The 465-nt window shown below is 69.7% G+C and carries 1 protein-coding gene; it reads left to right on the top strand.

Translation table 11 applies throughout. The features are described from left to right. The coding region (locus LPA54_RS37950; protein ID WP_228984956.1) for a carbohydrate ABC transporter permease at nucleotides 1-442 on the top strand (442 nt) is incomplete at its 5' end. Between the last annotated feature and the right edge of the window lie 23 nt (nucleotides 443-465).

Below are 465 nucleotides of genomic sequence, written 5' to 3'. Positions count from 1 at the left end.
CGCCACCGGCATCGCCCTGTTCGGCTCCCGCGGCGGCCTCATCCTGACGTACCTGACCTTCTCGCTGCCATTCTCCATCTGGATGCTGATCGGCTACTTCGACTCCGTCCCCCGGGACCTGGACGAGGCCGCGCTCGTGGACGGCTGCGGACCGCTCGGCGCGCTGTTCCGCGTCGTCGTCCCGGCCGCAGTCCCCGGCATCGTCGCCGTCGCCGTCTACGCCTTCATGACCGCCTGGGGCGAGGTCCTCTTCGCCTCGGTGATGACCAACGACACCACCCGCACCCTGGCGGTCGGCCTCCAGGGCTACTCCACCCTCAACGACGTGTACTGGAACCAGATCATGGCCGCCTCCCTCGTGGTGAGCGTCCCCGTGGTCGCCGGGTTCCTGCTCCTCCAGCGCTACCTCGTCGCCGGCCTGACGGCAGGCGCCGTCAAGTGACCACCCCCCCGCACCGAAAGGAC

Origin of the sequence: Streptomyces sp. DH12 (assembly GCF_020873895.1) — a bacterium.
Classification (GTDB): Bacteria; Actinomycetota; Actinomycetes; order Streptomycetales; family Streptomycetaceae; genus Streptomyces.
Note: the sequence above shows the minus strand (reverse complement) of the source record. Positions and strands in the feature narration are given on the sequence as shown.